The following is a 23,336-nucleotide window of genomic DNA, read 5'->3' on the forward strand; positions in this document are numbered from 1 at the left end:
TATGCCGGGACGGTTGTTTTCTGCACCAGTTCACAATCTGCCAGTGGGAGCAGGGTGAATTGAGCAAGACCAAGGATCGCGACAGGTTTTCGCCTGTCAGGTGCAGCTCAAAGCCGGAAATGTCCGTGCTGTCATCAAGATGGCGCATGTTTATGTGAGGGGAGCAGAGCAGCTACGTTCCACTTAAGAAAAAGCCTTACTGCTTATTCCTTGAACGCAGGTGAATATGTAGTCTTCTTACCATCGGGCATAAAAGACCCCCATCATGTTTTCAAAGTTTAAACATCGGGGCGTTCTTACTTTGTCTACCTGATGGGGGTCATAGCAATTGCGAAGAGTTTTGGTGTCCCGGTTGACTGGTTCAACCGTCAGAGCATTTTAGCTTTGAAAAACGTAACTACCCTATAAGGACTCTGCATGCCGTGCAGCGGCATCTATCATTTCCTGTGCAGTGTCTGCAATTGTGCTTATCAGCCCAACTTCTATATGGGTGCTTTCCGCCCCGTTGCCTGTCGGAGCCGGGGACGCCTTGTCCAGAAGCAGGTTATCAAGACTTCCGTCACCACTGCTAAGGCCCACATGGGCATACGGATCATCTGTTAAACTGCTTTCATCTGCCGACGGGCCTGCCTGTACTCCGTTATCAGGCCAGTTCGACAAAACAGCGGCGTTTAATGCTCCGTGCTGCCCCTGGATACCTGAATCCGCCACAAGACTGTCGCCCAAACCGTCATGCTCATGCCCAGGATAGCCCTGATCGCTCTCGGCATGGTTTGTTCCGTGCCCCTGAGCCTGATGGTCGTGTGCGGGATCAAACAGAATCCCGTCATGCTCCACGCCAAAATCGGCAAAGGCCGAAGGTGCGAAGTCATGTTCGTGTATGACGACCTCAATAGGCGGCTGCACGCCGTCAACGTAAGCAAAGAAGCTGTTCAGCCCCGGCCGGAGGTCATTCAGGTCGTCTATACCACCGAATTCTATCTTCTCCACACCCTTGAGGATGGAGTTGTTCAGCCCATTGAGCCATGAGCCGTATCGGGCGATAAACTCGCTGAGGTCCGCAGCCTGAAGTATCAGGGTGTCGGCTCCCGCGCCGCCGTCAATATTCAGCGCGCCGGCACCGCTGATTGCGCCATCGATAATGATGGTGTCATTGCCTGCGCCTGTAACTATCTGGTTACTTCCGCTGCCGCTGCGATAAATATCACCGTTAAGATGGATAACATCGCCTTCGCCGCCACTGACGCTGTGCCCCAGAATGACGTTTTTTCCGGCTGTGGCATACATTGCATAATCAGCATTGATCTCCAGATTCAGGCCTTGCCCGCTGCCGGACTGTACTGTATTCGTGCCGCCACCAGCATTGTACATGCCGTAGGCCGTGCCGTGGGCACTTTCAGCGTTCAGATTGATGGTGGATCCGGTTACCGTGGCCTTGCCATCAAGAACTATGGCTGAAAGGTCGCCCTTGATAGTCATTGTGACGCTGTCGCCCGTAATGCTTGCCCCGCCCAAAACGCCATACGCCTTTCCGGCAGTGGAGGTGACATTCATGTCCACATCGCCGCCTGCGGTAAGTGTCTGCTTGCCGTTGCCAGTGGAGTAAAAACCCGCCGCCAAAGCGGCCTGGCCCTGGGCGGTAACATCAATGGTGGCATCATGACCAACATTGATGATGTTGTCCCCGCCCCCCGAACCACTACTGGGTCTTGCAGTACTTTCCACACCTGTTGCCCGGCTGCCTGCGATCTCTCCCGTATTGGTTACGTTAAGGCTGAACGTATCAGAATTTATGGTGTTTGAAGCAATAGTCGAACTTCGGCCCTGAGCAAGCACGCCACTGGTATTGCTATTTCCACGCACAGTTATATCAACGTCTCCAGTAGCATTAATTATATTTTGCCCACTATATCTTCCGTCGTACGATGCCTCTATTCCCGAAGCATTAATAGTACCATCAGAACTGTATCCGCCATCTAACGTCACATTCACGCTCATGTCAGACACATCAATATTGTTTTTTCCATAACCACTGGCAATAATGCCCTTTACATCATAGGCAGCGCCAGTTCCGGCCACATTAACGTTAAGAGCACCTTCTTTGGCGGAGATGTTGGCAACACCGCTGCCCGCTGCATCATATCCACTAGTTATGATGCCTATGGCAGAGCTGGTTGAGGAATCTACATCAACATTGATATCCCCGTACTTCGCCGTGACGTTATTAACGCCTCCGTGAGTCCAGCCCACTTCAATCCCGGTAGCGCCATAGCTTACGCTACTGCCCTTCTCGGCGTGCACCTTGATGTTTATATCGTTTTCAGCTTCAACATTGGTAGTCCCTCTGGACCATGTGTTGATGCCAGCAGTCTGGTAGGTGCCCTTATCAACAATAAGGTTGATGTCACCTCCGCTCTTTAACGTAGTCACGCCTGTCAAGGTCATGACCGCAGCGCTGGACTGACTGGCATTGGTCAGACGGACGTTCAGTTCGTCTTCAGCCGTTACGTTGATGGTGCCGTTGTACCAATTGTCCACAGTTCTGCCACTGGCCGACGTAAGATCAACGGTATTACCTTCTATATCGACCGTACCCTTGTCCGTCACATGAACTGCGCCGGATGAGCCTTTAATGCTCACGTCACCGCCCTTAACATTAACAAGAGAATTTTCGCCTTCGGCATTAACACCGTAATAGGAACCGCCCTGAATGGTCACCTTGCCGTCATCTCCGGCATCAATGTAATTCTTGCCGCCAGCTAGGGAATCAACAGCATTTCTGTAGCTGGTAACAGTAATATCAGAGCCGTCCACACGGTTGACACCACCAGTCCCGGCAGACATACCGGCTCCGTTGTTACCTGAGACGGTAATTTTTCCATCTTCTGCAGTAACAGTATTGCTGCCATTGGTAGCATACAGGCCATACTGATAGCCAGTGGCGCTGACAGTGGTGCTGCCCGTCGCGTTAATGGTATTACTACCGCCATTCACGGCGCTGGCTCCGGCATTGGGGCTGCTACTGCTACCGTAAACTGATATGCTGCCATTGTTTACACTGACAGTGTTTTCGCCACCGTCAGCCAACAGGCCGCTTGTTCCCTGTATGTTCACTGCGCCATCATTGCCAGTAACAGTGTTTTTTCCACTGCCCGTGGCAACGGCGCCAGCTCCCCCATTGCCTGTGATATCAATATGTTTGCCTGAAATGCTGTTAAGGCCGTCATCCGCGGCGCGCATGCCCGCGCCAGAACGCCCCAGAACCGTGATCTTTCCGTCTTCAGCGCTGACAGTGTTGCTGCCGCCGTCAGCCAGCATTCCCTCGCCGTTGTAGCTGTTAACGGTAACAGTGGCATTGCCCCGGCCTTCAAGAGTATTTTGTCCGCCTCCTGTGGCCTTGACCCCGACGAGACCATACGTTTGAGCCTTCAGACTGCCGTCTTCAGCAATAACATGATTCTTGCCGCCGCTTTCAGCCAGCAGGGCATAACCTCCGCCTTGAGTGGTCGTCAGAGTAACGTTGCCGCCCTTGCCATGAATGGTATTGCTGCCGCCGCTTGAGGCAGTTACGAGGTTTTTGGCGCCCGAGATGGAGATGTCGTGGCCGCTGATACTGTTCTGGCCCTCATCTGCCATGACGGCGGTGGTGTTTCCCGCATTGGCAATACTTACAGCCCCCTTGCCCATATCAAGAATGTTGCCGCCGCCCTGCGCGGTGGCTGCAACGCCCTGGGCAATGGTGAGCTTGCCGTCGGATGACGTAATATGCGTCGTTTGGCCCGGTTGAGACGCCAGAACTCCCTGATTCAAATTGATGGTATTATAGTCATCGGCCATCTGTTGAGGATCGGCGGAACCGCTGGCATGAATGGAACTGCCGCCGATAACCGTGTCATTCAGGATTATTTCATCATTTCTGTCAGAAGATACTATTGAGTATGCGCCAGTTTCTCCCTTGCCCTGATGAAATTCACCTATGCCTTCCAGATTGGCGTGATCGCCGTAAAGGCTGTCGTGAGCAGAAGAATTAAAATCCTGGTTGTCTGTCGCGACGAGCTCAACATTGTATTCAAACTCATTGCCGGTATAACGGTCAGTCACCGTAACCTGAATAAAATCTATAAGTGGCTTGCCATCAGCACCCATGCGCTGCATCTCGGCAATGCCATCGGCTGTGAGGCGAAACTCCAGGCGTCCCGTGCTGTAGTCAAACGCTACGTCCACCCAGGTATTTTGCCAGCCGTCAGGCAAAGATATGGCAATGCCGTACTGCACCCAGGGAGCGGCCCCAGTAAAATCCAGGCTGCCAGCAGGAATTGCCAATGGAGGCTGCCCGTCTTCAGCAAAAAACACACTGGTGGTTACAGGATCATTGGTATTTCCGGGGTTGTACAGCACCGCACGCACAAAGGGGCCATCTGGGCGAGGCAAAGGGTCTGGCCCCGGGGCAGGAGGCACCGGCCCGGGGGGAGTGATGCCCCCGGAACTGGAACCGCCAGCCGCGGCAAGAGCAGAATCAAAAGCCAAATCGCTGGCTTGTGCCGTTGTTCCCTGTAAAGTCATATCAAGACCATCCAGGTGGTCAATGCCGTCAGAGAGATCAGCAGTGCCGTGCTCGGCATAATGGGAGCTTCGCTCCGCAGCCGAGGGGCCAGCCGCAGGAGCAAGGTCGGGAGCAAAAGTCGTAAAAAACTCCGCACTGGAAATAAGTTGTCCATCCACTTCAAATCCAGGGGCGTTTTCACTGGAGTAAGCTGTATAAAAATCCGTGATGCTGACACTTGCACCATCATCAAACCGAAAAGTAAGGGTATTGCCTGCGCGCTCCAAGGTGGCTTGGCCGGAAGGAAAACCCAAAGTAATCTGGGAATTTTCGCCAGAAATTAGCGTGACATGCTGCCCGGCCGCAGGGCGGAGTATGGAAGTGCTCATAAAAGCTCCTAGACTTCTGTTTCGTTCCATCAAACCGCATAGGAATTATGGAACGGGTTGCGATAATGTCTGGCACGCCGACATTATCATTCAGCCCGAATATTTCAGGTATGGGTGATTTTTATCAGGATACAGAGAATGGTCTCTGTACGAGGAGAAACATGAATAAGGTATGTTCTCCCCAGATCTGCCATGCAAAAAGGACAGCACGGCGATCCATTAAATCGAATCAATTTACTAAGAATAAATCATAAAAATTATCAATACCCATTAGAGAATAACGCACAAAAAATATTTGTCAATTTTTGCATCAAATTAGGCAATACTATGCACGGTCCCAAGCTTTGTTATTCTGGAGTTGATAAATCATCCCGAAAATTCTTCTGTTTTGCAACTATAATAGTTATATGATTTTTTTCGGCATGAACGATAATGATAATGGAACAATTTATACGGACTTCGCCAATCACAGTGCGCTAAGCGCAATACCAGTTCATGCCCGGATTATTTCTGGCCATGAATCCCTTGCCAATCATGGCAAGGATATGATTGGCAAGGATTGCATGGTGTCGACGAATGCGGGTGGCCGATTGTATACGTCATTATACTGCCCCTCATTGAGCACCTGGCCAACTCGCTTTCTGACTGCATAGAACGTTTCAACACATGTATCTGAACTCGACGCCTGGCTGAAAGACGCCGCAATGCGTGCATCTGCTGGCTGGTAAAAACCGGAAGGATTCTCCCTTAAAGGCGCTTGATTCATGGGGAGCATTACAGACACAAGTTTGCAAGTGATATGTTTGGTGAAGTAAGGCATTAAGACAAGCTAAGACGGCAAAACTGTTGAAAAAAACAGCTTTGCCGTCAAACTATTTTGCTTAATACTTGTCTATGCCCGGGTAACGCTGGGGGGAATGCATGTATCAACCTGTACTGCCTTAGCCAATGAAAGTTCCTTTGTTTCCGGTGCCCAAAGCCATGAGACTATTGTTCCTATAAGGGTCACCGCGGCAAGAAGAATCATGGTCGATGAAACTCCCAGATGATACATACTCACAGGGAGGCAGAAGGTTGAAAGTGCCGAGCCAAAACGGCTTACGGCTGTGGCAAGGCCAATGCCGCTGGAGCGAACTTCAGTGGGGAAGCTTTCCGCCGGAAAAACGCCAACCAGGTTGCTTACGGCTGAAAGGGTAAGAGTGAAGGCCGCGAAAATGATTATCATCAGAACCGTCTGGTTGACGGGCAAGATGGCAAGACCGAGCAGGCCAACGGTCAGAATTATAAAAGAGTTAATTAAAAAGCCGCGCCTGGTGAATTGTATTGTGCACCAAATGCCAATAAGCGCCCCGACAATAAGCATGCAGTTAAGCAGCAAGCCAGTTACAAAGCCCTCCGCAATGTTCATCTGCTCCAAAATTTTCGGCAGGAACGTGTAGATAGCAAAGTAGGGCATCACAATACACACAAAGAAAATGCAGTTGAACAATGTGCGTTTGATGTACTTTCTGTCAAAAAGAACTTTATAACCCGTTGATTGATGGTGGTTAACAATTTCATCACCCAAAATAACATTGGGGCCAAAAACTTTGGTAAGCACGGCCTGGGCCTGTTCCGGGCGGCCCTGGTTTGCCAGCCAGCGCGGAGATTCCGGCGTGCCAATTCGGGCCAGACAGATAAGGATTGCAGGCACGCAGGGAGAAGCCAGAACCCAACGCCATGCGTCATCACCCAGCATGCTGGATGAGAGCAGGGCCGTACCCACAAAGGTGGCTGCAACATAGCCCATGGTCCAGATAACGCTGAAGGAACCAAGAATCGGCCCGCGGTGTTTTTTGGGGCAGAATTCTGCCAGGAGGGCATGCCCAACGCTGTAATCTCCACCAAGGCCGATACCCAGGAAAATTCGACAAAGCGCCAGCTCTAGTGGTGTATTTACATAAAATTGAAATAAGGAACCCAGGGAAATAACAACAAAGCTGACGGAAAATATTTTTTGCCTGCCCAGCCTGTCGGAAATCCTGCCAAAAAAGAGGCTGCCGAGAAAAAGCCCTATCAAAGCAGAACTGCCAATAAAACCGCTCCAAAACGGGTCATTGCTGCCCATGTGTGCCGGGAGGCGGGTCATGGTAATTCCAATAAGGCCAAGAATGTATCCATCTACCAGGTGCGCCCCAAAAGTAAGCGCGGTAATTTTTAAATGAAATTTTGAAAGCGGCAGATCATCAAGAAGAACTTTTCCTGAACTCATGATAAACTCCATAAAATTATGAGGGTAGGTACAATTTACACAGCCTTGGTATCCATTATTACGTTTATTGGTTAATATTTGCGCTGCCTACGTGAATCTGGGCTATTGGATCACTGCAGTTTGCTACTTTTTCAGGCAGTCTTCAGCCTGCTTTCAGGTCAGTTTTGTCTGACCTTCATGCTGCGCGTTACTTGCCATCAATTGTGTCAGCTTCTAGAGCAGATTGACTTTGAAATGTGTAGCATTTCAAAGTGTTCATTCAGTTGAAAAATGTGATTTTCAGCTGAACCCACGCCACGTTGTGGCGCGCTGCACTTCCGTGCAGCCTTAGAGCATTGACACTTTTTCAAAGTTAAAATGCTCTAAAACAGCCTTAAGCCCCGATCTTCGCTGTTACTTCGTATAAGAAGACACAACGCTGCCAATACGTTCATGGGCCGCACAAATCCTTTCTTGAAGTGAGGCCGCGTACGCCCTCATGTCAGAAATCGGATTGCGTGCAACCCCAGAATCCATCGCTGCTCTGGCAACCGCTGGGGCGACAACCGCCAGCAAGCGTGGGTCAAGAGGTTTGGGGATTACGTAGTCCAACCCATACTGAAAGGATTCATTGCCGTAGAGGTTCTTGAGCTCTGCTGGCACTGGCTCTTTTGCCAGGGCAGCCAGGGCGAAAACTGCGGCCATTTTCATTTCTTCGTTAATCTGGGTTGCTGCGGTGTCGAGCGCGCCACGAAAAATGAAGGGAAAGCCGGAAACGTTGTTCACCTGATTGGGATAATCTGAGCGGCCCGTTCCCATGATGCAGTCCGGCCGGGCTTCTTTGGCAAGTTCGTAGCTGATTTCAGGATCCGGATTGGCACAGGCCAACACAACCGGAGTGTTGGGGTGCATGTTTTTGACCATTTCCGGAGTAAGCAGGTCTTTTGAAGAAAGCCCCAGAAACATATCTGCGCCTTTTAATACTTCCTCCAGGCTGCCAGCATTCTTTTCCTGTGCGAATTCGGTCTTGTAGCGATTCAAATCGCTACGTTGTTTGTGGATGAGACCTTTGGAATCAAACATAAAAAGGTTCTCAACCGTTACGCCAAGGGCTGTGTAGAGCTTTGCACAAGCAATACCTGCAGCCCCTGCCCCCACAATAACCACCTTCATATCCGCCAGCTTCTTTCCGGCAATATCAGCAGCATTAATAAGGGCTGCACCCGAAATAACCGCTGTACCGTGTTGGTCATCATGAAAAACCGGTATTTTCATTCTGGCCTTGAGCTGTTCCTCAATATAAAAGCATTCCGGAGCCTTTATATCTTCAAGGTTAATGCCGCCGAAGGTGGGCTCCAGCAGAGTGACGGATTGAATAAATGCATCTGCATCTGTGGTATCAAGCTCCAGGTCAAAAACATCAATGTCTGCAAAGGCTTTAAAGAGCACTCCTTTGCCTTCCATTACGGGCTTGCTTGCACTGGGGCCAATATTGCCCAGCCCAAGAACCGCCGTGCCGTTGGTAATAACGCCAACCAAATTGGCTTTGTTGGTGTAGGTTCCACTAAGGGAAGCATCCGCATAAATAGCTCGACAGGCTTCTGCAACGCCGGGGGAATAGGCAAGGGCCAGGTCATTCGGAGTTGAACAGCTTTTTGAGGGTAATACTTCAAGCTTACCCGGCCTCGGCCTTGCGTGGTAGAGAAGTGCATCCTGAGAAGAAGTCTTTTTCATTGCTACCTCCGGAGTTGTGCCAGGTGGCAGAAGTGATGAACTATTGTTAGGATTGTTAAAATAATAAAAGCACTACATATAACAAAGCAGTGCTTCTTTTGAAATCCACTCGCAAAAGGCTTTGGCCATCTCGGACTGCCCCGGAGAAGTTTCTTCAAACCAGTATTTAAAGGGAGTGGTCACTGGCTCGCCCAGCGTAATAAGAAGCTTCTTTTTGAGCGCCAGTGAACCTAGGTTGGTATCGAGCATAACCACGCCCAGCCCTTCAATGGCTGCGTTCATAGCCTGCTCCTGCGTGCTGAACTCCATTCCACTATTCAAGGCTGTAAGGCTTGGCACATACGAACTGTCTGGGGATCTTTGCATCCAGTATTCCCAGTAAGGCAGCGGAGTTATGCCAGAAAGGGTATGAAGAATCGGGACGCTGTTTATGCCTTCTTTGCGGATTTTATCCAGCAAAACCGGCGCGCAGACTGGCTGGATAAGTTCTTCAAAAAGCAGCTTGCCGTTAAGTGCAGCCATGCCACTGTGACCAAAGAAGACTTCACAGTCGTACCCCCCAAAAGCCGTGGAGCCAGAAGTCGCAGGGGATGAGCCGTCCGTGTAGAGTGAGACAGCGCATTTTGTCTGCTCATAAAAGGTGACCAGGCGCGGGGCCAGCCAGCGTGTTGCAAATGAAGGAGGGGTCTTTACCGTAACTCTGTATCGCGGTCCGGCTTGCAGATGCTCAATACAGTCGTTAATTTCGGACAGTTTTTTGTGTAAAACCTGATGGAGCTCTCGCCCTGCTTCTGTCAGGCATAATCTGTTTTTCTGCCTGACAAAAAATTTTACATCCAACAGGATTTCAAGAGACTTAAGCTGGCGGCTTAATGCGCTTTGGGTGATGCAAAGCTCCCTGGCAGCAACTGTTACGCTGCCATGCCTTGCGATGGCTTCAAAGGCCTGTAAAAGCTTTGTATTCGGAAACATTAGCATGGCGCTAAGCCCCTTTGATACATAAAGTGATCCGTTAGTGCAGCGAGAGTATTTGCAGGCCAGCCAGCCTTTATAAACGCGGCGGGCTGGCTGGCACTGCCTACACCTAGAATGAAGTCAAAATACTTTTCACCTGCGTGAAGGCTTCCATGGAATGAATACCCATTTCACGGCCCAAACCGCTTTGTTTCACGCCGCCAAAGGGAGCTGAAAAGTCATACTGCCCGTATTTATTGATAAAGATTTGCCCGGCCTGCAGTTCTCTTGCCACCGTGTGGGCGCGGGCAAGGTTGGCGGTATAAAACCCTGCTGCCAGGCCGTATTCGGAGTTATTGGCAATTTCAATTGCCTGTTCGTCAGTCTTGAAGGGGAAGAGGCAAAGCAGCGGGCCAAAGATTTCTTCCTGGGCCAGCCTGCAGTTCGGGTCAACATCGCCATAAATGGTTGGCAGAACATAAAGCCCTTTGGCGATTTCACCTTTTTTCTCAGGCATTCCACCACAAAGCTTGTTCAGGCCAATGCGCTCGGCCTCTTCAAGGTAGCCGACAATAGATTCAAAATGGGCGCGGTGGCATTGGGCGCCCTGCTGGGTTTCAGGCTTGAGCGGATCACCCAGGCGGTAAGCCTTGGCCTTGGCAACGAGCTTTTCTGAAACTTCCTTGTAGATGGACTCATGAATCAAGAACCGGGTCGGTTCCGTGCACTTTTCACCTTTTTGTGAAAACATTACATGGAAAGAACGGTTGATGGCTTCATCAAGGTTCGGGGTGTCTTCAAAGAAGATGCAAGGAGATTTTCCGCCAAGCTCAAGAGAAAGAGAGCGCAGGTGATTCTTCCCGGAATTTTCCATGATTTTTTTGCCGACCACGGTACTGCCGGTAAAGGAAATCTTGTTGACCTTTTTGGAAGTAGTCAGCGCATCACCAACGGCACGGCCCTGGCCCAAAACCATGTTAATAAGGCCGGCAGGAAGTTTTACCCTTTCAACCATCAGTTCCATAAAGCGGATAAAGCTCAGCGGGGTATAACTGCTTGGCTTTATAAGAACGGTGTTGTTGGCAGTAATGGCCGGGGCGAGTTTCCACATGGTCATAAGCAGGGGGAAGTTCCAAGGAACAATCAGCCCGCAAACGCCAAGCGGCTCGCGCACTATGTAGTTTAACGAGCCATACCCCACCGGGCCAAGCTCGCCGTAAAATTTATCTGTCCATCCCGCGTAATAGTCGAAAACATCGGCAGAATCCGGCAAGTCGTCATTAAGAGACTCCAGGAATGTTTTGCCGTTTTGCAAGGTTTCGATCAGCGCGAGTTCTTCGGTATTTTCACGAACAACCTCGCCCAGTTGGCGCAAAAGACGGGCGCGCTCACGCGCGGGAAGCTTGCCCCAGGTTTGCTTTTTAAATTCGTCCTCAGCGCTGTCAATGGCGCACTCGAGCTGCTTCTGGCTAAGCGCAGCGTATTCACAGATTTTTTCTTCAGTGGCAGGGTTATAGAGGGTTATTGCTTCCCCTTCACCAGAAACCCATTGACCGTTAAAGTAACTTTTCTTTTCCTGTTTAAGCCATTTTGATACACGCTCGAATAGAGCTGGTGAAACCTGCATAACAACTCCTGATAACGGTTAATTCCGTAAAAGTAACACAACGTGTAGAGTTGTGTGCAAACTGGAGACTTTTGCACCAGCCTGCGGGTTTTGTTGTATGACGTTTTTAAAGAGTTTTTACTCTTTATTAATGGGCCATGTAGGAAACAATCGGAAAAGACGCTTGAGTTTTATACGTAAGGCGTTTTTGCCGGGCGTACTTCACGCGGGATGCGGCACTCAGCGTTGTAGTCATTAATGTGGTCACGGGGTGTGTAGTTGCGACTGATTTCGTAAAGGTCTTCATCGCTCAGCAAGGGCATATCCAATGCGTTCAAAGCCGAATCAAACTGTTCGGTTTTGTCTGCGCCAACAAGCATTACATCAATGCCGGAATGTTGCAGTACCCATGCCTGTGCAATCTGGGCTGGCGGTACCCCGTGACGTTTGGCAACACGGTTTACTGACAGGGCAATTTCCTTGGAGATGCCATCGCCAAACATTTCGTGGGTGAAAAAATCCGTTGTGTTGCGATTGGAGGAAAAGTCGCAGGAGAGAATGCCCCGGGCAAGCGGGCTGAAAGCAGAAACGCCGACCCCAGCATCCTGGCAGAACGGGATCATTTCCCGTTCTTCTTCACGGTATGCGGCGCTCAGTTGTAACTGCATGTTGACAGGTTTGTGCCAACCGTTTTTTTCAGCTGTGTAATAGATCTTTGCAAACTGCCAGGACATCATGGTGGAGCAGGCCAGATAGCGCACCTTGCCGCTACGCACGAAGCTGTCCATTGTTTCCCAGAATTCTTCAACAGGTGTGCTGGTGTCATAATAATGGAGCATGTATATATCAACATAGTCCATTTTAAGGCGCTTAAGGCTGCCGTTAAGGGCATTTTCAAGGTGAACACGAGAGTGCCCGCCGTTATTCACTCCGCCGCCAATGGGGTATCCAACCTTGGTGGCTACAACCACTTCATCGCGCGCCGTCATGCGACGCAAAATGTTGCCGCAAACTTCTTCATTGGCCCCTGTTGAGTAAAAGTCAGCAAGGTCAATAAAGTTTACACCTTTTTCAAAGGCATACCTGACAATCAGTTCACTTTCCTTTTCATCATAAATCCATGGCTTCCATTGTTTACTGCCCATGTTCATGGTGCCAAGGCACAATCTTGAAACATTTAATCCTGATCTGCCAAGTTTGGTATACTTCATAACTTAAACTCCTGAAGTAAGGTGGTTAAAATGGTTACCAAAAATGTTAGGTGCAGAATGTCGGGGCAATGCCCCTGTATACCTCCCCCTCAGCAAGTTTAGTAGCTTGCCAAACCCGCGTCGGGGGTATCTGTTGGCTAACCGAATGGGCGCTTCGACAGCATTGCTGTCGTCTCACGGGCCGCTCGACTGATGCGTATGCTGGCACATGCCTTGTACACCCCAGCCCGAACGCATCGCGAGCAAACCTTGCAACCTCCCGCTTTTCGGCTGGCCGTAGACGTAATTGCAATAATCTCCTTCAAGACCTCATGCTTAGAGCCTAGGCGAACATGCGGTTGGCCCTGGGGTCTTTCCCCGTAAATTCCGGCCTTGACTCTTCCGTGCCTGGATTTTTCATTTGCCAAACAGATTCTGGACTCATCGCATTCCCGCCACTCGTACGGTTCACCCGCCATTTGCGATTTTCAGTATTGAACGGTCAGGTTTTCAGTGAACTGAGATTCCTGCGATCTTTTCTGATGGGCTGTTTCCCTGAAATATCCGACAATTACTGAGCCTGTTTTTGTGGTGATTAATTGCCACAGAGTCAGGCGAATAACGGGTAAAGTGATACCGAGATATGCGCACAAAAAAAAAGGTGTTTCGATTGATAGCACTATATGGAGTTTTAAACGGATGTATATTGCTTTTTTGGAACGCCATCTATTCCGTAGGGGAATAGATGGGAGGTTTGATTATTTTGTACCCATAAGCCAAAAAGTATGTTAGGATTACACATTCTGTATCGTTCAATTATGAGGCTGTATATTTACCTGTAGTTAGGTGTTAGACGTTTGCCTTGTAACGCACGAGTTCTACCCACTAGTACAACCATCTGGTTGTGGGTAGTTGTGATCAGGCATTTTACGTGTTTAGGCATAAAATTGGTGAGCATTGCTTAAGCCCTCTCGGCTACATACTTCTCTGGGCACCGCATAGCCACCCAGTCACCCGCCTGTAGGGAGGAAAGAATGTCAGTTTTGCATACCGTGGGGTTACGCAGGGAAAGTCTTCAGGATCGCATCTTTCACAGCTATTTTATTGGCAGCAATTTGTTGGCTGCACAACATACGCAAAGGCCAGGCCAGCATCAAAGTCCGGTTGGGGCCGACCCGTTTGCAAGCTCATTCCAGATTGACAAATATTTTATTGCCTTTTGCGATAGCTCATTAAGAGAAGGCAGCAAATCTGAAATGCTGCTTCAGTTCCCGCTGCCTGCGTTTCAAATCTCCCCGCCAGCATCGCTTGTAAGGAGCTTCCCCAAGCTTCCAGGCATGTTCATTTCAAAGCTTGAGGTTTCCAAACTGACGGTTGAGGAGGTTGTTTATCATTCTCCGCTGCTGTTGGAGCTTTCCATACCAGCAATAAAGGCCAAAGCCTGGCTGGCTGTTGCTGCACCACATGTTGTCGGTGGGCTTAACAGCACTAGAGTCGCTGTGCCGTCTGGGAGTGTTTCCTGGTTTGCTGATGTTTCTGATAAGGTTTGCGCCGCTAAAGCACTGGCGCAGGCCCAGTTGCTTATTGCTGCTGCCCACTTTTCAAGCCTGCCGCCTGTGGGGAGTGCCGTTGTTGTTTCCTGCCCCCTGGAGAATAAAATGAACGCGTTGGGGCAGGTTGCGCAGGCACTTGGCTATCTGGGTTGCGGCCCGTTTGCCCCACTGCACGGGATCGCCCCGGATGAGATGAACGAAGCTTTTTTGGCCGAGGCTGCACTATGCAGCATTTATAGTCAGGATTTTTGCAATGCTTTTGAACTTGGCAGGCAGCAAGAAAATATAGATGCCCTTTATGGTGATGATTTGGCTGCTGTTTCAGACCTTTCTTCGTGTATAAACATAGCAACAGCCACGCATGCCGCCCTTGCCTTTATTGCCAGGGGCAGTGCGCCGGATTTGAGCTTTGGGGTAAGAAACGCGGGCAGCTTTATTGCCCGCGTGAAGCTTTGGGCTAAAGAATACGGACTTTCACAGGCGTTGCTGCTCCATGCCGCAGCACAGGCAGCTCTGTTTTCGCAGGAATCTGTTCTCGCCGTGGAGCGGTTTGAATACGAGTTGGAGTGTTTTTGCCGCATGGGTGAGGATATCGGCAGTCACCATAGCAGGCCTGAATCTTCTGATAGTCCCGATTGTTATGGCGAGGCAGGTAGTTCTGGCGGGGGCAACGCTTGTGGCAGGTCTGAGCGCTCAAATCAATCTGACGATTCAAACTGGTCTGATGATTCTGGCGTGAGCGATGACTCTGCCTGTCCTGACAGCTCAAACCGGGCCGACAGCCTGATATGCCCTGATATTGGCCTTACAGCCCTCAACCTTCCGGCTGGCGGCATTCGGCTCGAAACTGACTCCGTAGGAAGTATTCCTGTTCCGGCGCATGCCGCTTATGGCTCACAAACTGAACGCAGCATTCATAACTTTGCAGTTGGCAGCGCCCCCATTGGGCAGAACAGAAAATTTGTAAGGGCAATGGCACTGGTGAAGCTGTGTGCGGCAGAAGCCAACATGCAAACCGGAATGCTTGACGAAGTCAAAGGCAAGGCCATTACGCAGGCTGCGCGAGAGGTTATGGCAGGTTTGTGGGATGACTCCTTCCCTGTGGATACCCTCCAGGGTGGCGGCGGGGTTGGCATGAATATGAACATAAACGAGGTTGTTGCGTACCGGGCATCTTCCATTATGCATGGTGTTTTGTCTGGAAAGGCAGATCTTGCCCTGGTCCATCCAAATGATGACGTCAATATGTGCCACTCAACAAATGACCTGGTGCATACAGCCATGCATATTGCTTTTTTGCAATGGACTGATGAGCTGCTAGAAAAAATGCGCAATCTTGAAGGAGTTTTCAATCGCCTGGCCACACAATTTTCTGAAACAGTAAAGCTTGGTAGAACCTGCCTTATGGATGCATTGCCCATTACAATGGGACAGCAGTTTTCAGGCTATGCAGCCTTTGTCAGCAGGCGCAAAAAGTCGCTTGAAGCCATGAAGGAAGAGTGCCTCCACTTGGCAATGGGGGCAGGGGGGATTGGCACTGGCATTGGCGTCTCCCCTGGTTTTCTGAAAAGTTTTTTTGAGGTGCTGTCGCAGCATGAGGGCGTTGCCTTTAAACCCGCAGCCAATTATTTTGACGCGCTACAACACACAGATTTTTATATTGAACTGTCTGCGCAACTCAAGGCTTACGCCACCGGGCTTTCAAACATTGCCCGGGATTTGCGATTGATGGGTTCCGGGCCGCGAGCGGGCTTTGGTGAGCTTGTTTTGCCCGCTGTTCAGCCAGGCTCGTCCATTATGCCAGGCAAGATAAATCCTTTAATACCAGAGCTGATAAATCAGATTGCTTACGTTGTATGCGGAAATGACACGGCCGTCAGTTTTGCTTCAGAGGGAAGTGACGTTGATCTTAATGTGTGGGAAGCTGTTTTTTTGCAGGGCATAAGCAGCTCTTTCCAGCTTTTATGCAATGGGACTGCAATATTCACCGACAAATGCCTGGAAGGGCTGAATGTCAATGCTCAAAAATGCAGACAGCACGCTGAAACTTCCCTTGCCTTGGCCACTGTTATATCGGAAGTTTTTGGATATAAAAAAGGTGTTGAAATTGCGGGTATTGCCGTGCGTGAAAACTGCAGTATCAAGGAGGCAGCCGTTAACAGCGGGCTTGTAACGACTGACGCCGCAGAGCTTTTGCTTGATCCGGCCCTGCTTACAGAAAGAGATAAATACGCTGAGATAATTGACGCTTTTAGAAGGGGTAGAAGTACTCCTCCAAATTCGGAAAGGCTTGATTGCCATACCACCACGCAAGAAGTGCATAAATGAGCAAAGGCACTAGGCTCGCCCGGCGTAAAGGCCAAGGTGCCTTGCGGCTTTTTCTGGAGAAAGTGGGTGAGCGTGGAGTGGCGTATACTGCCCCCCATTATCAAGGCTGCGCTGTTACGGTTGTTTTTTTCCAATACTGGAGGAAACATGAAACGACGTATCTGGGACTATACAAGTAACGTCACATTGTATTTGAAGAATTGTAAGGGGAACGCTGTGACAATGCGTGCATCAGCAGGCTCGTAAAAAAATGGGAGACTTCTCCCTCAAAGGCTGCCTGGTTCATGGTAGGGCATTACAAATAGAATCGCTAGTGGCCCTATATAAATGGTACTTATAAAAATCCGATGGGACCAGAACCCGTACAAAAATTTGATTGTTGTTCACGCGTCTTTGTTCATCTTCAGGTGATGGGAGCAGAGTAGGGCATTGCTCCCATCACCTGGTTTTTGCTTTAGTTAATCAGCACATCTTCACATATGGTTTTCACGGCTTTAAGCACAGCAAAGACAATGATGTGCATGCTGTAGCATCAAGGCCGCAATCTGCTTTGCATATTTTTCCCTCTTTTCAGCAAAGCCCGTTGCAGCTGGCCAGGCATGGCAGGCGCCAGATCCGGCAGTTCATTAGAATATCTATGTTGATGTCATATCACGTAACTATTTATACTGTTCCTGGTCTGGAAATAATGCTGTTGTACGTGCTTAGTCCTGTTTGTGTTGCGGTGTTCTGTCGAGAATGAAAATGATGCTTATCAGAAAGACGGTACCAAAAATCATGAACTGCGCGCCAAAAATCCAGAAAACAAGCGGTACAGTAAAGTAGAAAGCGCGCATGCCCAGATAAAAATGGTTTGCGCCCATATTCAGATATTTTTCCGCCATGCCGCCAAGCTGGGCGTTGTTGGTCTGTCCGCTTTCCGCGCCGAGCATAAAGCCCACATGCGTGTACAGCCTGAGCGATGAGGCAAAGCAGAAAAAAGCCAGAAAGAAGTTCAGCAGCAGGGCAAGAATCTTGAAGGCAAACATGCCCGGTTCAACTGAACCGAAGAAGTTCAGCGAATGCCAGGTGTGCCGCACATTTTCTCCATTGCCGGTGAGCGACAGCACGCCCACAGCCAGCAAAACGCTTGTGGAGGCCATGAAGGTCGAGGCCATCGTGGCGTTGCGCAGGGTTTGCACGGCAAGGATGCCATTCTTTTTTTCAAGAATGGACGCCACCCACTGACTCCTTGCCGTTCGCGATATGCCGTGGATTGTATAGTCAGGATTGGCTGTTTCCCTGATGCGGATATAGATGTTGTAGGCAGTGTATAAGGTTACGGAAAGGCAGAAACACAGCAGGTCAAAAGTGTACATGCAGACCCCCGAAGGCAAAAAAAGCGGATACGGCTGCGCCTTCGCTACCTGTATACCCCTGTAGGCTCTTCGGAGGCAACCATGCCGGGTTCAGCGGTTCGTGGAAGTTTGTTTTATGTCTTCTTCAAGACGCCGCACGCATTCAATAATGCCGCCCAGTTTAAACGGTTTTGCCACAAAATCAAAAGCCCCCTTGCGGAACGACTCCTTGGCGCTATCCAGCGTTGCAAAGCCGGTAATGACCACAATGCGCGCCTGCGGCAACAATTCCCGCGCACGCTCCAGAACCTGAAAGCCATCGGCTCCTTCCATCTTGAGGTCTGTAATAATCACATCAAAAGTCGTTTGCGTCATGCGGTCCAGAGCCGCGGCACTGTCGGTGAACGTTTCCACATAATAGCCGGATTTCTGAAATGCCGGCTTAAGCCGCTTGCAGACAATGGGTTCGTCATCAAGCACCAAAATGCGCAGCGTCATTGTGCTCCCCTCCTGTATGCCCGGTGTGTCTTGCCGGAAGTGTGGGTGTGATGGCCTCCATAAAGGCCTGCACGTGCTCGGCAATCAGTTCGTCGCTGTTCATGCGTGCATCAAGCTGGCGGGCGTAGCCCACAAGGCCGCCAAGCATGTGCAGACGCACCCGCATGCGCGGTACGGAGAGTTTTTTTATTCTGCCCACTACCAGGTCGCCGTGCACTTCTACACGAAAGTCAAACCTGTCCAGCACGTCCGCCACAAACCGGGCCCGCCGCGAGCGCCGCACCAACTCCGTAACGCCGCCGAGAAAGCGAAAGTAGATGTAGTTGTCGTTAATCTGCTCGGAAACATAGGCGTCGATGGTATTGTAATGGTAGCCAAGGCGCATGTTGACGTTCATGTAGTCGCGCAGCGCCACGGCTAGATTGCGGCCTACGGAGTCCGGCCCGGCCATGGAGGCCGTGAAGGTGCGGGTAAAGCTGGACATAAAGCTGCCAAGGTCTACCGGCACGGGAGCTGTGTCCCACATGCCAGAGGTTGTCATTCCCTGCAGAAAGGTCAGCAGGGGGACTGAGGTAATTTCTTGCATGTTCAGGGCTGTCGCTTCGGGCGCGCAACTGGTGCCGCCGCCGGCATCTATGATGGTGAGGCCCAAGGGTGGGCCGTCTACCAGCCGACGGGCCGGGGCTTGGTGCAGGGCGTCGTGCCGCTGGCTGAGCGCCACCAGCGCCTCAACGGCTTTTTCGTGAATATAGCGGGCGATGTCGTGGTAGGTTTTGCACGCCTGTGGCTTGAAATCGTCCGAATGCGGGTCCACAAGGTTGAGTGGCGCTATGTGCTTGAGCAGCCTGCGCAGCAGCCGATATTCATAGGATTCCTCAAACATGTCCGGCTCTGCGCGCTCAAACCTGTCCAACTCAGCGACGCGCCCCCGGTAAACCACGTTCTGCGTTGCATCAAGGGTGATTTCATCACCGTTGCGCAGCAGACTGGTGGCGTCTTCCGTATTGACCACGGCGGGAACGCGCTGCTCGCGGGCAATGGTTGCCATGTGGCCGGTGGGCGAACCCACATCGGTGATGATGCCGCAGGCGCGGCGCATTACCCGTGCGTAGCGGGGTGAAGTGAACTTGGAAACAAGAATGCCGCCCTCAGGGAACTGGTCGAGATCCGTATTGTGGTCAACCAGCACAACCTTGCCCACCGCAACGCCGCGCTGCGCCACAAGCCCCTTGCCGGCAAAAATAACTTCCGCCTTGCTGGTGGCGTCCTGAACCGGCACGGACAGCCCCGCATCGCCGCCAGACCATAATGGGCGCGACTGCAAGATGTATAGTTCGCCCTGGGCGTCGAATGTCCACTCCACATCTTGCGGGCGTTTGTAATAACGCTCAAGCGACATGCCCACCCGGGCAAGCTGTTCCAGTTGCTCGTCGGTAAGGCAGGGAATGGTTTGTAACTGTTCTGGAACATCCTCCCACATAAGGTCGCCTCTGGGGGCGGGCGCAAGCCTGCGCGTTTTGCGGGCCACGGCGCGCGTCAGCGGCGGATAGGGGGGAGTGCGGCTTAAAAATATGGTGTCAGTGGCGGTTTCGCCGGAAACAACGGCAGCGCCTCCGCCCCAGGCGGAGCTGACCACCATGGACTCGCACCCCGTGCCGGACTGTTGCGTGCAGGTAAAAAGCACGCCGCTGACGCGGCTTTCCGCCATAACCTGACAGCCAACAGCCATGGCCACTTCGTTCTCGTGGTACCCCCGGTCAAGGCGGTAGCGCCATGCTTCCATGGAGTAGGTACTGGCGATAACGGTTTTATATGCTTCAACCACCCGATCTGGCGGAACATTCAGCTCTGTGGCGTACTGCCCGGCAAAACTGGAATCGCCATCTTCGCCCCAGGCGCTGCTGCGCAGGGCAAGGCGCAGGGGAGACTGGGGGCGGCGCACGCTCAGCGCGTTCACCATGGCGTCTATCCGCGCTACAAGCCGCCAGGGAAGGGGAGAATCCATGATGCGCGTCTGCATGAGGTCGGCCAGTTCGTGCAGGCTCTGATCTGTGCCGTCCCATTCCTCAATACTATTTTGGGCCAGTTCCAGCAGGCCGTTGCGCGACATGAAGGTAAAAAAGGCCGTGGTGGTGATAGCAAAGCCGTTGGGCGTCTGCAGGTGCAGACGGTTTGAAAGGTCGCCAAGCTGCGAAATCTTGCCGCCCACTTCATCCTCGGCCTCTATGCCAATATCCTGAAAAGGCAGTACCATGGGGCCGTCTTTTGTATGGCGGCGACCGGCGAGTTCCTCCTGCAAACGGTGCTGAATGCGCTCAAAAGCCAGAAACAGAGCCGTATTTTTATTCTGCGTGAGTACGCTCATGTCAGAGATGAGCTTGAAAACCTGGTCGTCGAGCTGAGAGGTCGCGTCTTCAATATATTTGCTGTCAAAGATATACTCGCCGCCAAGCTTGTCGCCCATGTCGGCCATAAGCTCAAGAATGCGGTTATTGCGCTCAAGAATGTTCTTGAACTTTTTGAACAGCAGGGCAAAGGTCACGCCTTGCTCGTTGCGCCAGCCTGTCAGCATGCTGGCCATGCGCGCCAGAATTCCCACAATTGCCTCCGCCGGGGGAGCGTTGCTGCTCCCCCCGTTGCCCGTTCGCGCGTTGGAGCACGTTCGCTGAGGATGCGTCAGTGCGCTCCGCCCTTGCTCTGGAATATCATACCGATTGCCAGACCGCCAAAAATGGCTACCAGGGTGGACAATATGCCATAGAGCAGGCTGTTGTCCCTGGCCATGTGGTCTATCCAGGCGGGCATGCCCACAAGTCTGACTGTTACCGGGGCCGAAGCGCTGCCAGAAATGCTGCCGTTGTGCAGGGCAAATATCTCGACCCTGTACTCTCCCGGAGACATCCGCGAAGGAATGGCTATGTCTGCGCGGAAACTGCCGTTGTCAGCCACGGTAATGCCGCGTGTTTCTTCCCGGTACAGACCGTCCTGTTGCTTCAGCTTTATAAGTTCGGCGGGGATATCAAGGCTGTCGGATTTGTCTTCTTCTACTGTTACCGCCTTGCGCACAGCTTCGAGCCCCAGCACCGCGCCGCCCATATCCGCAAGCGGTCGTGACGCCTCCACCAGAAAGACCGAAGGCACATTGTGCAGATGTACAGTGCCAAGGTTCATCCACAGCAGGCCGAAAACCTTGCCCTTCTGACGCAGAGCAAGATCGGTGCTGGTGCCGACAAACCGTGCCACAATGGCGCTGCCCTGTGGAGCCAGCCCTTCCACATGCAGCACAGTTCCCCTGTACGAGGCGGAAATATCAATGTCGGACGGCTTGACCGCAAGCGCCACGGCTTCGTCGGCATGCGCCGGAAAGCTTGCACAGCACAAGGCCATGGTCAGCGCGGCAACTGTCATATAGTGCGAAAGTTTCAGGCCGCTCATGGTTAATGCCCCCCTGCATACGCCAGCAGTACATCCGGCCGGGCCAACAGGTCGTAAAGAATCTTGCCCATAACCACCAGAACAAGCGTTGCCAGCAGAATTTTGAGTTGATCGGCCTGAAGTTTTTTGCCGATGCGCGTGCCAAGCTGTGCGCCGATGGATGAGCCGATGAGCAGCAAAAGGGCCAGAATGAAATCAACCGTATGATTTTCGATGGACTGCATGATGGTGACGTTGACGCACGTGAACAGAATCTGGAACAGACTCGTGCCGACCACGACATGCATGGGCATGCGCAGCAGGTACACCATGACGGGCACCATGATAAAACCACCGCCCACGCCCATTATGGCGGCAAGTATGCCTACCAGCGTTCCAAGCCCCAGGGGCATGAGCAGGGAAAGACGCACTCCCGATCGCGCAAAATCCATCTGCCAGGGCATGGAACTCAAACCGCGCCTGTAAGAGGATTCCGGATGTGCTTTTTTAGGGGCGCTTGTTGGCGTGCCGGACGAACGCATGGATTGCAGGCTTTCATAAAACATGTAGCCGCCCACAAGGCCAAGCATAAGCACGTAGGTGACGTTGATGAGAAAGTCGGCATTGCCGAGCGCGCGCAGCAACTTGATGACGCGCACCCCCACGCAGCCTCCTGCCACGCCGCCCGCCAGCAGCAGGAATCCCATTTTGAAATCCACATTGCCCAGACGAAAATGCGCCAGTGTGCCGGAGGTGGAAGCGCCGATAATCTGATTGGAATCCGAGGCGGCGGCAACCGTTGGGGGGATGCCCAGCATGATGAGCAGCGGCGTCATAAAAAAACCGCCGCCCACGCCAAAAATGCCCGAGAGCAGCCCAACCGTGCCGCCCAGGCCCAGAATCGCGGCCATGTTCACGCTGTTGCCTGCAATGGGCAGATACATATACAGCGGTATGTTCATACGTCAGCCTCGCTGTGTTGCGTCAACGTTTTTGTGGAGTTACTATTTCAACCCTGCATGAAACCCGGTGTCGGACAGACTGCATTGCAGATATTCCGGCATGCTCCTGTTCGTGAATGAGCAGGGTTATTCCATGATTTTGAACAAATGAAACAATGGATTCCTCGTAGCCTCCTTCTGCAACAAAGTATTCGATATTGATTCCATCAGCCTTTGCGTATCCTACAAGCAGCTCAAGTCTCTGACGCGCGGGATGTGCATTCTGGAACGCCCCGGTTTGCACAAAAAGAACATATAGCCTGGCCTGAATGCGCTTTGCCAGCGAACATCCATGCGTCAGGGCTTCCTGTTGGGGGTGCTGTTGATCAATGGTCACCAATATGCGTTCCATGCGCGACCTCATGGGGCGGCATAGGCAAATGTGATGCCAAGTGTTATTATAAATAATATTTTGTTATTTCAGGATATTGGAAAGGTGTGGAGTTAACATCCCTGATGTGTTGTGTTCATTTTGAAAAGCATGTAAAAAATTGCTAGTGAAAAATGTTTCAAAATGAACTGATACGCCAGTTGCGTGCAGGCGGTGGAGATCATGTGC

13 protein-coding genes are annotated in these 23,336 nt (G+C 51.5%); 1 reads left to right on the forward strand and 12 read right to left on the reverse strand.

The window, feature by feature from the left end:
- Positions 1–402 precede the first annotated feature (402 nt).
- The 6 genes from RBR41_RS01140 to RBR41_RS01165 form a co-directional block, all read right to left on the reverse strand.
- Positions 403–4,407 (reverse strand): hypothetical protein, encoded by a 4,005-nt coding sequence (locus RBR41_RS01140; RefSeq protein ID WP_320350318.1) that lies wholly within the window; start codon positions 4,405–4,407, stop codon positions 403–405.
- 1,417 nt (positions 4,408–5,824) lie between these two features.
- Positions 5,825–7,183, reverse strand: coding sequence for an MFS transporter (locus tag RBR41_RS01145; RefSeq protein ID WP_320350320.1), 1,359 nt, complete (start codon positions 7,181–7,183; stop codon positions 5,825–5,827).
- Positions 7,184–7,576: 393 nt separating this feature from the next.
- Complete coding sequence (locus tag RBR41_RS01150) at positions 7,577–8,896, reverse strand: malic enzyme-like NAD(P)-binding protein (protein WP_320350321.1); 1,320 nt, start codon at positions 8,894–8,896, stop codon at positions 7,577–7,579.
- Between the two features lie 72 nt (positions 8,897–8,968).
- Positions 8,969–9,868, reverse strand: a complete 900-nt coding sequence (locus RBR41_RS01155; RefSeq protein ID WP_320350323.1) for a LysR family transcriptional regulator — start codon at positions 9,866–9,868, stop codon at positions 8,969–8,971.
- A 112-nt stretch (positions 9,869–9,980) separates the two neighbouring features.
- A complete protein-coding gene (locus RBR41_RS01160) occupies positions 9,981–11,477 on the reverse strand; it encodes an aldehyde dehydrogenase family protein (protein ID WP_320350325.1) in 1,497 nt (498 codons plus the stop codon).
- A gap of 170 nt (positions 11,478–11,647) precedes the next feature.
- Complete coding sequence (locus RBR41_RS01165; RefSeq protein ID WP_320350327.1) at positions 11,648–12,667, reverse strand: aldo/keto reductase; 1,020 nt, start codon at positions 12,665–12,667, stop codon at positions 11,648–11,650.
- 1,013 nt (positions 12,668–13,680) lie between these two features.
- On the opposite strand from RBR41_RS01165, the gene RBR41_RS01170 reads away from it, so the two are divergent.
- Positions 13,681–16,527, forward strand: a complete 2,847-nt coding sequence (locus tag RBR41_RS01170; protein ID WP_320350329.1) for a lyase family protein — start codon at positions 13,681–13,683, stop codon at positions 16,525–16,527.
- A gap of 704 nt (positions 16,528–17,231) precedes the next feature.
- Here RBR41_RS01170 and RBR41_RS01175 read toward each other — a convergent pair.
- From RBR41_RS01175 to RBR41_RS01200, 6 genes are all read right to left on the reverse strand, one after another.
- A complete protein-coding gene (locus tag RBR41_RS01175; RefSeq protein ID WP_320350331.1) occupies positions 17,232–17,885 on the reverse strand; it encodes a DUF599 domain-containing protein in 654 nt (217 codons plus the stop codon).
- A 90-nt stretch (positions 17,886–17,975) separates the two neighbouring features.
- Entirely contained in the window at positions 17,976–18,362 is a 387-nt protein-coding gene (locus RBR41_RS01180; protein WP_320350333.1) for a response regulator, read from the reverse strand.
- A complete protein-coding gene (locus RBR41_RS01185) occupies positions 18,337–20,961 on the reverse strand; it encodes a PEP/pyruvate-binding domain-containing protein (RefSeq protein WP_320350335.1) in 2,625 nt (874 codons plus the stop codon). The genes RBR41_RS01180 and RBR41_RS01185 overlap by 26 nt, the downstream gene beginning before the upstream one ends.
- A 77-nt stretch (positions 20,962–21,038) precedes the next feature.
- The gene (locus tag RBR41_RS01190; protein WP_320350337.1) at positions 21,039–21,797 is read right to left on the reverse strand and encodes a TIGR02186 family protein; all 759 of its coding nucleotides are present in this window, start codon (positions 21,795–21,797) and stop codon (positions 21,039–21,041) included.
- Between the two features lie 2 nt (positions 21,798–21,799).
- Entirely contained in the window at positions 21,800–22,738 is a 939-nt protein-coding gene (locus RBR41_RS01195) for a sulfite exporter TauE/SafE family protein (RefSeq protein WP_291302479.1), read from the reverse strand.
- Between the two features lie 22 nt (positions 22,739–22,760).
- Positions 22,761–23,129 (reverse strand): universal stress protein, encoded by a 369-nt coding sequence (locus RBR41_RS01200; protein WP_320350339.1) that lies wholly within the window; start codon positions 23,127–23,129, stop codon positions 22,761–22,763.
- Between the last annotated feature and the right edge of the window lie 207 nt (positions 23,130–23,336).

The organism is Desulfovibrio sp. (assembly GCF_034006445.1).
Taxonomy (GTDB): Bacteria; Desulfobacterota; Desulfovibrionia; order Desulfovibrionales; family Desulfovibrionaceae; genus Desulfovibrio.

What these genes read in the sequence shown, in the direction of transcription:
- RBR41_RS01175 (WP_320350331.1), bottom strand. Translation starts at nt 17,885, where the DNA reads ATGTACACTTTTGACCTGCTGTGTTTCTGCCTTTCCGTAACCTTATAC.
- RBR41_RS01150 (WP_320350321.1), bottom strand. Translation starts at nt 8,896, where the DNA reads ATGAAAAAGACTTCTTCTCAGGATGCACTTCTCTACCACGCAAGGCCG.
- RBR41_RS01200 (WP_320350339.1), bottom strand. Translation starts at nt 23,129, where the DNA reads ATGGAACGCATATTGGTGACCATTGATCAACAGCACCCCCAACAGGAA.
- RBR41_RS01190 (WP_320350337.1), bottom strand. Translation starts at nt 21,797, where the DNA reads ATGAGCGGCCTGAAACTTTCGCACTATATGACAGTTGCCGCGCTGACC.
- RBR41_RS01165 (WP_320350327.1), bottom strand. Translation starts at nt 12,667, where the DNA reads ATGAAGTATACCAAACTTGGCAGATCAGGATTAAATGTTTCAAGATTG.
- RBR41_RS01170 (WP_320350329.1), top strand. Translation starts at nt 13,681, where the DNA reads ATGTCAGTTTTGCATACCGTGGGGTTACGCAGGGAAAGTCTTCAGGAT.
- RBR41_RS01160 (WP_320350325.1), bottom strand. Translation starts at nt 11,477, where the DNA reads ATGCAGGTTTCACCAGCTCTATTCGAGCGTGTATCAAAATGGCTTAAA.
- RBR41_RS01195 (WP_291302479.1), bottom strand. Translation starts at nt 22,738, where the DNA reads ATGAACATACCGCTGTATATGTATCTGCCCATTGCAGGCAACAGCGTG.
- RBR41_RS01180 (WP_320350333.1), bottom strand. Translation starts at nt 18,362, where the DNA reads ATGACGCTGCGCATTTTGGTGCTTGATGACGAACCCATTGTCTGCAAG.
- RBR41_RS01145 (WP_320350320.1), bottom strand. Translation starts at nt 7,183, where the DNA reads ATGAGTTCAGGAAAAGTTCTTCTTGATGATCTGCCGCTTTCAAAATTT.
- RBR41_RS01155 (WP_320350323.1), bottom strand. Translation starts at nt 9,868, where the DNA reads ATGTTTCCGAATACAAAGCTTTTACAGGCCTTTGAAGCCATCGCAAGG.